We start from the raw sequence: 11,062 nt of genomic DNA, 5'->3' as shown, positions 1-11,062 counted from the left end.
AGAAACGCAGTAGCAAGCAGATCCACACAGTACCCCTGGCCCCAAGACCTCCTCCCTTGACCGTCCGTCTGCGACACTCCGCTCGCCGACTATTTTATCTCGAACTTTACATACACAAAACTATAATTTAATAAATTGGACAATAAAAGTCCAACATTATATTGACAAGAGGAACTTCTATTGTTAGTATTACAGCGAAGCAGTAAAAGGAACAAAACGAACAAATGTTTGCAATATAGATACGGTTGTGATACACTATAAGAATAATGTATTACAATAGATGAGGAGATACTATGGCTGCGAGAAATAAAGGAAAACAATTTATAAGAATACGGGGAGCCAATGAGAATAATCTAAAAAATCTCAGCGTGGATATTCCAAGGAATGAATTGGTAGTTCTTACGGGGCTCAGCGGGTCTGGGAAATCTTCTTTGGCGTTTGATACGATTTATGCGGAAGGGCAGAGGCGTTATATGGAGTCTCTGTCTTCTTATGCCAGGCAGTTTCTCGGGCAGATGGAAAAGCCTAATGTGGAGAGTATAGAAGGTCTGCCTCCTGCCATTTCTATCGATCAGAAATCTACGAACAGGAATCCCAGATCTACCGTGGGAACTGTGACGGAGATTTATGATTACTTTCGGCTTTTATATGCCAGGATTGGGATTCCCCATTGTCCCAAATGCGGAAAAGAGATCAAAAAGCAGACTGTAGATCAGATGGTGGACCATATTATGGAGCTTCCGGAGAGAACAAAGATACAGCTTTTGGCACCTGTGGTCAGGGGACGGAAAGGAACCCATGCCAAGCTTTTCGAGCAGGCGAGAAAAAGCGGATATGTGCGCGTCCAGGTGGACGGCAGTCTTTATGAACTTTCTGAAGAGATCTCGCTGGATAAAAATATTAAGCACAATATAGAAATTGTAGTGGACAGACTTGTAGTAAAAGATGGGATTCAAAAGAGGCTGACAGATTCAATAGAGAGTGTGCTGGAGCTTGCAGAGGGAAAGCTGGTGGTGGATCTTATGGATGGAACTGCCATGAATTTTAGCCAGAGCTTTGCCTGTCCTGACTGCGGGATCAGCATTGACGAGATTGAACCCAGGATTTTTTCTTTTAACAATCCATTTGGTGCCTGTCCTTCCTGTTACGGACTGGGATATAAGATGGAATTTGACATTGACCTCATGATTCCGGATAAAAGCCTAAGCATTGCGGAGGGTGCAATTGCAGTAATGGGATGGCAGTCCTGTACAGACAAATCAAGCTATACCCGGGCTATACTGGATGCCCTGGCAAAAGAATATAAGTTCAGCCTGGATACACCGTTCCAGGAGTATCCGGATCATATTAAGGACATAATTATTAACGGTACAAATGGAAGAGAAGTAAAAGTGTACTATAAGGGGCAGAGAGGAGAAGGTATATACGATGTAGCTTTTGAAGGTCTTATTCGAAATGTTGAGAGGCGGTATCGGGAAACCGGCTCAGAGTACACAAAGCAGGAGTATGAGTCCTTTATGAGGATCACTCCGTGTCAGACCTGCCGGGGTCAGCGTCTGAAAAAAGAGGCTCTGGCAGTAACGGTTGGAGATAAGAATATTTATGAGATTACATCTCTGTCTATAACAAATTTAAATGAGTACCTTTCCGGTCTTAATCTTACGCCTACACAGGAGATGATAGGAAATCAGATTCTGAAGGAGATAAGGGCAAGAGTAGGGTTCCTTTTGGATGTGGGGCTGGAGTATCTATCTTTGTCCCGGGCTACCGGCACTCTGTCCGGTGGGGAAGCTCAGAGGATACGTCTAGCTACTCAGATTGGATCAGGATTGGTAGGAGTTGCCTATATCCTGGATGAACCCAGCATTGGGCTGCATCAGCGGGATAACGATAAACTCCTGAATACTTTGAAACAGCTGCGGGATTTGGGAAACAGTCTGATTGTGGTGGAGCACGATGAGGATACTATGCTGGCTGCTGATTGTGTGGTAGATATCGGACCCGGAGCCGGTGAGCATGGTGGTGAGTTAGTAGGTATAGGTACGGCAAAAGAGCTTATGAAGAATAAAAATTCGGTCACAGGTGCCTATCTCAGCGGCCGTATAAAAATTCCTGTTCCTGAGGTCAGAAATCAGCCGGCAGGTTTTCTCACTATCCATGGGGCAGCTGAGAATAATCTGAAAAATATTGACGTGAGTTTTCCTCTTGGGATAATGACCTGCGTAACAGGGGTATCCGGATCCGGAAAAAGCTCGCTTGTCAATGAAATTCTATATAAAGCCCTGGCCAGGAAGCTGAATCGGGCAAGAACCATTCCGGGCAGACATAAGGACATTACGGGGATTGAACAGCTGGACAAGGTCATTGATATCGATCAGTCTCCCATAGGAAGAACCCCACGTTCTAATCCTGCCACTTATACGGGTGTGTTTGACCAGATACGCGATCTGTTTGCCTCTACGGCGGATGCCAAAGCAAGGGGGTATAAAAAGGGAAGGTTCAGTTTTAATGTTAAGGGCGGCCGATGTGAGGCATGCAGCGGAGACGGCATTATAAAAATTGAAATGCATTTTTTGCCGGATGTCTACGTTCCCTGTGAAGTATGTCAGGGAAAAAGGTATAACAGAGAGACTTTGGAGGTAAAATACAAAGGGAAAAGTATTTACGACGTACTGGATATGACAGTAGAAGAGGCTATGAAGTTTTTTGAACATCTGCCTTCTATCAGAAGAAAGATTGAAACACTGTATGATGTGGGACTATCCTATATTCGTCTGGGACAGCCTTCGACCACCTTATCGGGAGGTGAAGCCCAGCGAATAAAACTGGCCACAGAGCTGAGTAAGAGAAGTACAGGAAAGACCATCTATATTTTGGATGAGCCTACGACAGGTCTGCATTTCGCAGATGTTCATAAGCTAATTGACATATTGAAACGTCTGTCGGAGGGTGGCAACACGGTGATTGTGATAGAACATAATCTGGATGTGATTAAGACGGCGGATTATATCATAGACATCGGTCCGGAAGGAGGAGACAAAGGGGGAACTATTATTACCCAGGGAACTCCCGAAGAAGTAGCCCGGAACCCGGCATCTTATACAGGACAATATGTGGCAAAATATTTGCAGTAATTAGCCCTTTTCTTTTCAGGACAAGTTGGATATAATAAATCATAGATGACCAGGCTGGTGACCATCAGTCTGGTCTGTCTTCACAAAGGACAAAAAGTCTGAGCAGAGGAGTTATAGAAAGGGGTATCATATGACATCAACAGATATTGGAATTGATCTGGGAACAGCCAGTATTCTGGTGTATGCAAAAGGAAAAGGGATTGTGCTGAAGGAACCATCCGTCGTAGCATATGATAAAGATACGAATAAAATCAGGGCAGTTGGGGAAGAAGCCCGGATGATGATTGGGAGAACTCCCGGGAACATCGTTGCAGTCCGCCCCCTTCGTCAGGGAGTTATCTCTGATTTTGAAGTAACAGAGAAGATGCTGAAGTATTTTATTTCCAAAGCCATGGGAAGAAAAGCATTCAGAAAGCCGAGAATTAGTATCTGCGTCCCAAGCGGCGTCACAGCTGTGGAGAAAAAGGCAGTGGAGGAGGCTACTTATCAGGCAGGTGCCAGAGAGGTGGCTATTATCGAAGAGCCAATTGCTGCAGCCATCGGTGCAGGGATTGACATTACCAGACCCTTTGGGAACATGATAGTAGATATTGGAGGAGGTACCACAGACGTGGCAGTAATCTCCCTTGGGGGTACTGTTGTGGCAACGTCTATTAAAGTAGCAGGAGATAATTTTGACGATGCCATTATGCGTTATGTGAGAAAGAAACATAACCTGATGATTGGTGAGCCTACAGCGGAGGATGTAAAAGTAAAGATAGGAAGCGTATATCCTATGCCTCAGCCAAAAGTCATGGAGATCAAAGGACGAAATACTATTACCGGACTTCCGAAAACAGTGGCACTTACCTCGGAAGAGATACGGGAGGCATTAAAAGATGCCACCAGCCAGATTATGGAGACGATTCACAGTGTGCTGGAGAAGACTCCTCCGGAGTTGGCGGCAGATGTGGCCGACAGAGGGATTGTTCTTACTGGCGGCGGGGCGCTGCTGGGAGGTCTGGAACAGTTAATTGAGGAAGAAACCGGAATAAATACGGTGGTGGCTGAGGAGCCTACACTGGCTGTTGCCATTGGTACCGGGGAATACATGGAGCTGATGAGCAAGATGGATAAGACACTTTAGAAAAAGAGGAATAAGGCAATTGAGTGTAGAAGAGACCATAGAAGGTTATATTGACCATATTATTTTCAGAAATGAGGAAAATGGATATACAGTCATGTGTTTAGTCTCCGGAGGAGAAGAGGTTACCTGTGTAGGTAATTTCCAGTATATTGGGGAGGGAGAAACCATCAAGGCGGAGGGGCGTTTCACGGAGCATCCCTCTTATGGAGCGCAGTTCACAATTACCTCTTTTGAAACTGTGATACCCCAGGATGCGGCGGCCATGGAGCGCTATCTGGGTTCAGGTGCCATAAAGGGCATCGGAGCAGCGCTTGCATCCAGAATTGTGAGAAGATTCGGGGATGATACTCTCAGAATTGCAGAGGAGGAGCCGGAACGCCTGGCGGAGATAAAGGGAATTAGTCCAAGAAAAGCACGGGAGATAGCAGAGCAGATGGAGGAGAAGGCTGATATGCGCAAAGCTATGATTTTTCTCCAGCAGTACGGCATCTCTCTTTCTTTAGGCGTTAAAATTTATCAGCAGTATGGCCCACAGCTATATGGGGTTCTGAAAGAGAATCCGTACCGTATGGCAGAGGATATCTCCGGGGTGGGATTTAAGATGGCAGATGAGATTGCCGGAAGGATCGGAATTCATACAGACTCTGATTACCGGATACGAAGCGGGCTGCTGTATATACTGCTGCAGGGAACTTTTGACGGCCATACCTATCTGCCTAAAGAGGTGCTGCTGCGCCGTACTTCTCAGCTTCTGGGAGTGGAGGCAGCATATATGGAAAAGCATGTGATGGATTTGGCGGTGGATCGAAAGGTGGTTGTAAAAGAGATAACAGATGAAAAATCAGAGGTTCCACTTCCTGTGGTCTATGCCAGTCAGTTTTACCATCTGGAACTCCATACCGCTCAGATGCTTCGAGAATTGAACATCCAGGAGGATGTAGATGAGACGCTGCTGGAAAAGCAGCTGCGGAGGATAGAGGCTAACCACGACGTGATCTTGGATGAGCGGCAGAGGGAGGCAGTAAAAGAGGCAGTTCGATGGGGGGTACTAGTTATCACAGGCGGCCCCGGAACAGGTAAAACAACTACTATAAATGCTATCATCAGATATTTTGAGGGAGAAGGACAAGATATATTCCTGGCGGCTCCCACAGGACGTGCTGCAAAACGAATGACGGAGGCAACCGGATATGAAGCACGGACCATACATAGACTTCTGGAACTAACCGGAGTCCCGGAAGATTCCTCCGCAGGGGCACATTTTGAACGGAATGAGGAGAATCCTCTGGATGCAGATGTGATCATTATCGATGAGATGTCTATGGTTGATATTCATCTGATGCATGCACTTTTGTCTGCGGTGACAGTTGGGACCCGGCTTGTTCTTGTGGGGGACGTTAATCAGCTGCCCAGTGTAGGACCCGGCAGTGTACTGAAGGATATTATTGCATCCGAAAACTTTCATGTGGTCGAGCTGACTAAAATTTTTCGGCAGGCAACCCAGAGCGATATTGTGGTGAATGCCCATAAGATTAACCGGGGGGAGAGAGTTCTGCTGGACAATAAAAGCATGGACTTTTTCTTCCTGAAAAGGTATGATGCAAATATTATAATCAGTGTTATTATAACGCTGATACAAAAGAAGCTGCCAAAGTTTGTAGATGCAGATCCTTTGGATATCCAGGTTTTGTCTCCTATGAGGAAGGGACTTTTGGGTGTGGAACGTCTGAATCAGATTTTGCAGCAGTATCTGAATCCTCCTGCTCCCGAAAAAAAGGAAAGAGAGCAAGGTCAGGGACTTTTCCGGGAAGGGGACAAGGTCATGCAGATTAAAAACAATTACCAGCTGCCCTGGGAAATACGGGGAAGATACGGGATTGCTGCAGAACGGGGAGAGGGAGTATTTAACGGTGATATGGGTATCGTTAAAGAAATTAATTCCTTTGGGGAAACGCTCACTGTGGAATATGACGAATGCAGGTATGTGGAATATGCATTTTCCCAGTTGGATGAACTGGAGCTGGCCTATGCCGTTACCATTCACAAATCCCAGGGAAGTGAGTACCCGGCAGTTATTATCCCTCTGTTAGGAGGGCCAAAGATGCTGATGACAAGGAACTTGCTCTATACCGCTGTAACTCGTGCCAGAAAGTGCGTCACCCTGGTTGGTGATGAGAGAACATTTGAAGAAATGATAGATAATGAGATGGAACAGAGCAGATACACTACACTGGATCTTCGCATACAGGAAGCAGAAAGGGGAGGCTGGTGATACAGATTAAAAAATATGCAAGGGCAGCGGTGGATTGCCTGTATCCCCGCCGCTGTCCGATCTGCCATGATATTGTAATGCCGAAAGGAAGTCTTTTATGCACCGGGTGCCGGCAGGCTGTGACGCCTATTGAAGAGCCGCGCTGCAAAAGCTGTGGTAAAAAACTTATGAATGAGCAGTCGGAATTCTGTCTTGACTGTACTCAAAAAACACATCACTTTGACCAAGGTCTTGGTATTTTTTCCTACGAAACAATTATGAAAGAATCAATCCTCAAATTTAAATATCACGGAAGGCGTGAATACGCCCATTATTATGCATGGGCAATGGTGCATTATCAGGGCAGGCAGCTGAAATTATGGAATCCAGATGTAATCCTTCCGGTGCCGGTACATAAAAATAGAAGGAAAAAGAGGGGATATAATCAGGCGGAGGAAGTGGGAACATGGCTGGAGCATTACACCGGTATTCCCATGAGGAAAGACGCAGTTCTCAGGATACTGGAAACTGCTCCGCAGAAAAAGCTGGACCCCGCAGAGAGAAGGAAAAATCTGGGAAAAGCATTTAAGATTAATCCGTTGTATCTGTGTGATAGCCGGCTTCCCTGGAAGAAAGTTCTCATCGTAGATGATATTTACACAACAGGAAGCACAATAGACAATATGAGTAAAATATTAAAGAAAAATGGTGTAAAAAAAGTTTATTTTATGACAATTTGTGGGGGAAAGGGGCCCTAAAAAGTCCTTTTCTTAGAAAAAGATATATGCTATAATAAAGTACGTATGAGTAAATGGAGGGGTAGATGGCTTACTTCTTCAAATTATGTACCTGATAAGGAGTATTTTATGTTAGATTTGGAGCGAATCAGACAAATGACTAAGCTTGCTTCTTATGAAGCCGGCGAGGGGAAGACATATCTGCCTATCAGTAAATACTACCGCAGTGATTTTATTGGGCTGGCATTGATTAAGAATTTTTTTCTGGTATCTATTGGGTACTGTATGATCCTGGCTGTTATTGCGGGTTATAATGCAGAATATCTTCTGAATAATGCCCATAAGCTGAATGTAGTTACCACTGTCATTGCTGTTATCGCAGGATACGTGGTATTACTGGTTTTCTATTCCGTTGTAACGTATATTTATACCTCTGTGAAGTACAGCAGGGCAAAGAAGAGTATTCAGCAGTATTACATAGATCTGAATAAGCTTAAGAAAATGTACGATAGGGAAGAGAAGAAAAATTTCAAGAAGAATACTGTCAGGAGGAAGAGAGCATGACAGCTTTACTGGAACTGAAACAAAAGATGAAGAATTTTTACGGTGAGCATGATACCTTTATTCTTCCTGTCTTAAAGTTTTTATTGGCGATTATTACCTTCAGGGGAATAAATGCTTCCCTGGGATTTATGCATAAGCTGGACAATATCTTTGTCGTATTAATTTTGTCGATCCTGTGTTCAGTGCTTCCCCTGAACTTGATGGTAATTTTAGGCCTGGCCCTCATTGTTGCCCACTGCTATGCTGTAGGGGTCGAAGTGGCTGGATTTGCGCTTCTTCTTATTATATTGCTGATGATATTATTTCTTCGCTTTTCTTCTAAGGATAATTTGGCTTTGATCCTGACACCTGTAGCATTCGGACTCAGGGTACCGGCCATTGTCCCCATTGGCTGCGGTCTGCTCCGTGGGCCTGCGTCTGCTATTTCTGCAGACTGTGGTGTGATTATCTACTACTTTATGAATTTGGTAAAAGAGAAAGCATCTGTACTGAAAGGCGAGACAGATATTATGCAGAAGCTGAAGTTTCTGCTGGACGGTTTAGTGAAAAACCAGAATATGTGGCTGACCGTGCTTGCTTTTACAGCGGTTATAATACTAGTATATGTTATCCGTAAGATGGCAGTGGACTATTCCTGGAGAATTGCTATCGTTGTAGGTGCTGTTATTTATATTGTGACAATGGTGGCCGGGGGCCTTTTCCTGGATGTGACTAATGAAATGGCTGCTGTTATCATTTCAGCCGTGGGATCTTGTATCCTTGGCTTGATATTGGAGTTTTTTGTCTTGGGAGTGGACTACTCCAGAAGCGAGAATCTCCAGTTTGAAGACGACGAATATGTATACTATGTAAAGGCGGTTCCGAAATCTCTGGTAACACAATCCAAAAGAAGCATTAAGAAGATCCAGGTAGAGCCGGAGGAAAGGCCTGAGCGGAGAAATGCTTCCCGGGAGCCGGATGAAGAGGAGGATATTCCACTGGAGAAAGTTGATTTTTCAGAATTTGATTTTGAAGAAAAGCTGGAGGATTCTTTAAAAGATTTGTAAGACAAAACTTCGGGACTGGCAGAAAGGAGTGAAGGTATGGAAAATATTATAAATCTAATTAAGAGCTATCTGGTTAACCTTTCACTCCCCAAGATCCATGTGATAGATATAGTTGAAATCTTAATCATCTCTGTTCTTGTATATGAATTTATGCTGTGGGTCAAAAATACCAGAGCGTATAATCTGTTAAAAGGTATGCTGGTTGTACTGGCATTTATTTTTATTGCTTATTTATTTGACATGCAGACAATCCTTTGGATTGCCAAGAACAGTGTTGGTTTTGCTATTACAGCGATTCTGATTATTTTTCAGCCGGAATTGCGTAAAGCATTGGAAGAATTGGGACATAAAAACATTGTCTCCACAATCCTTCCCTTCGATGCCAATAAAGAGGAAGAAGGAAGGTTTTCCAACAAGACGATTAATGAAATTATCCGGGCATGCTTTGATATGGGAGAAGTTAAGACTGGTGCTCTGATTGTAATTGAGCAGGATATTTTGCTCAATGAGTATGCAAAGACGGGAATTATGCTGGACTCTTTATTGACCAGCCAATTGCTGCTGAATATTTTTGAACATAATACCCCTCTTCATGACGGGGCCATCATAGTGAGAGGTGACCGGATTGTGGCTGCTACCTGTTATCTGCCTCTATCGGATAACATGAATCTCAGTAAGGATCTGGGAACCCGCCACAGAGCTGGTGTGGGGATCAGTGAGGTGACAGATTCGCTCACCATCATTGTATCTGAGGAGACCGGCCGGGTTTCTGTTGCCATGAGCGGAAGTCTGAAGGTAGGCTTGACGCCAGACGAATTAAGGGAGGTATTGGAGAAGGTACAGAAAAAAGTAAAAACTGATACTTCCAAGTTCAGGATATGGAAAGGAAGGGTGAAGCATGAAGAAAAGTCTGATGAATAAATTCACCTTGAAAATTATATCCGTATTCATTGCTGTGTTTGTATGGCTTTTGGTTGTAAATATTGAGGATCCGGTGATGACACAGACCATTTCCAATGTATCTGTGGAGATTACAAATTCAACCTATATTGAGAGTATGGGGAAGATGCCGCTGGTGGACGAGGCGAAGAGAAATATCAGTGTCTCTGTAACCGGTAAGCGATCAGTGGTTGACAGGCTGGAAGCAAAGGATATTACCGCGGTTGCAGATCTGCAGCAGATTGTAGATATGGATTCCGATCCCATTATGGTTCCTATAACCGTATCCTGCCCTGGAATCACAGAGGACCATATTCAGGCCAGACCTCAGAACATAGAGATAGAGATTGACCAGATTAAAAGTATGGATTTTATTGTAACACCGGATGCAGGCAGCAGCAAGCCCGGGAAGGGATATGAGCTTGGGCGTATGACCAGTGATCCCGACAAGATCACCATCAAAGGTCCGGCATCTGTTATGGGAAAGATAGACAAGGTAGTGGCTCCTATCAGCGTGGAGGGATTGAATGAAGATACCATTATACCGTCAACGATTAAAATCATAGACAAAAACCAGGATGAAATGTCTGAGAGCGATGTAAAGAGTCTTAAATTTGCAGACGACCAATCTTCAACGGTAAATGTTGCTGTAGAGCTGTGGAAGACCAAAAGCAATATAGCCATAGAGGCTGATTACAGCGGAAAGCCTGCCTCAGGATACCAGGTCGATGTCATTGAATCAGTTCCAGAGACAATCACTATTGCTGGTACAGAGGAGGCACTTCAGGAATTTGCCGATAATGGCAATGTACTTAAGATTCCTGCGGATGAAGTGCAGCTGGACGGAGAGTCTGCTGACTTTGAGGTAAAGGTTGATATCAGCAAACTGTTGCCGGAAGATATTATTCTGGCAACCAATGAAAATAAAATAATATTGCTGAAAGTGAAGATACTGCCGCTGGGCAGTCAGGAATTCAGTATTCCGACTACCAGCATCCAGGTGATAAAACCTGGAGATATGGATGTGGTATTTGACAGTGAGAAGGTTACTATCCGGCTGAAGGGAAGAAAGAAGGATTTGGCTAATTTCAGCGAATCAAGCATTGCGGCTACCTTGGATCTGAGCGGTTATTCACCCGGAGAGTACGAAGTGCCACTGACAATTCAGGTTCCTAGTCAGTATCAGGTAGTAGATGAGATAACGGTTAAACTACAGCTTGTTAAAACAGCAGCTGAAAAATCAGACGGATAGGGGAGAAATGCAT

Annotated in this window: 8 protein-coding genes; all 8 read left to right on the top strand. The window is 44.4% G+C overall.

What is annotated here, in order from left to right:
- The first annotated feature begins 293 nt into the window (after positions 1 to 293).
- Positions 294 to 3,134 (top strand): excinuclease ABC subunit UvrA, encoded by a 2,841-nt coding sequence (uvrA, locus tag GKG41_RS01475; RefSeq protein WP_154256519.1) that lies wholly within the window; start codon positions 294 to 296, stop codon positions 3,132 to 3,134.
- 130 nt (positions 3,135 to 3,264) lie between these two features.
- Complete coding sequence (gene mreB, locus GKG41_RS01470; protein WP_072853733.1) at positions 3,265 to 4,260, top strand: rod shape-determining protein MreB; 996 nt, start codon at positions 3,265 to 3,267, stop codon at positions 4,258 to 4,260.
- A gap of 19 nt (positions 4,261 to 4,279) precedes the next feature.
- Positions 4,280 to 6,532, top strand: coding sequence for an ATP-dependent RecD-like DNA helicase (locus GKG41_RS01465; protein WP_154256517.1), 2,253 nt, complete (start codon positions 4,280 to 4,282; stop codon positions 6,530 to 6,532).
- Positions 6,529 to 7,269, top strand: coding sequence for a ComF family protein (locus GKG41_RS01460; RefSeq protein WP_154256515.1), 741 nt, complete (start codon positions 6,529 to 6,531; stop codon positions 7,267 to 7,269). The genes GKG41_RS01465 and GKG41_RS01460 overlap by 4 nt, the downstream gene beginning before the upstream one ends.
- Before the next feature lie 108 nt (positions 7,270 to 7,377).
- Positions 7,378 to 7,812 carry a hypothetical protein gene (locus tag GKG41_RS01455; RefSeq protein ID WP_154256513.1) on the top strand — a complete coding sequence of 145 codons (435 nt, stop codon included), beginning with the start codon at positions 7,378 to 7,380 and terminating at the stop codon, positions 7,810 to 7,812.
- Positions 7,809 to 8,858 (top strand): hypothetical protein, encoded by a 1,050-nt coding sequence (locus tag GKG41_RS01450; RefSeq protein ID WP_154256511.1) that lies wholly within the window; start codon positions 7,809 to 7,811, stop codon positions 8,856 to 8,858. Before GKG41_RS01455 ends, GKG41_RS01450 begins: the two co-directional genes overlap by 4 nt.
- A 36-nt stretch (positions 8,859 to 8,894) precedes the next feature.
- The gene (gene cdaA / locus GKG41_RS01445; RefSeq protein ID WP_072853724.1) at positions 8,895 to 9,779 is read left to right on the top strand and encodes a diadenylate cyclase CdaA; all 885 of its coding nucleotides are present in this window, start codon (positions 8,895 to 8,897) and stop codon (positions 9,777 to 9,779) included.
- Positions 9,757 to 11,049 carry a CdaR family protein gene (locus GKG41_RS01440; protein WP_154256509.1) on the top strand — a complete coding sequence of 431 codons (1,293 nt, stop codon included), beginning with the start codon at positions 9,757 to 9,759 and terminating at the stop codon, positions 11,047 to 11,049. The genes cdaA and GKG41_RS01440 overlap by 23 nt, the downstream gene beginning before the upstream one ends.
- Positions 11,050 to 11,062 lie beyond the last annotated feature (13 nt).

The organism is Lactonifactor sp. BIOML-A5, assembly GCF_009677585.1.
Taxonomy (GTDB): domain Bacteria; phylum Bacillota; class Clostridia; order Lachnospirales; family Lachnospiraceae; genus Lactonifactor.
The sequence above is the reverse complement of the archived record's forward strand: the minus strand, read 5'-3'. Positions and strand labels throughout refer to the sequence as shown.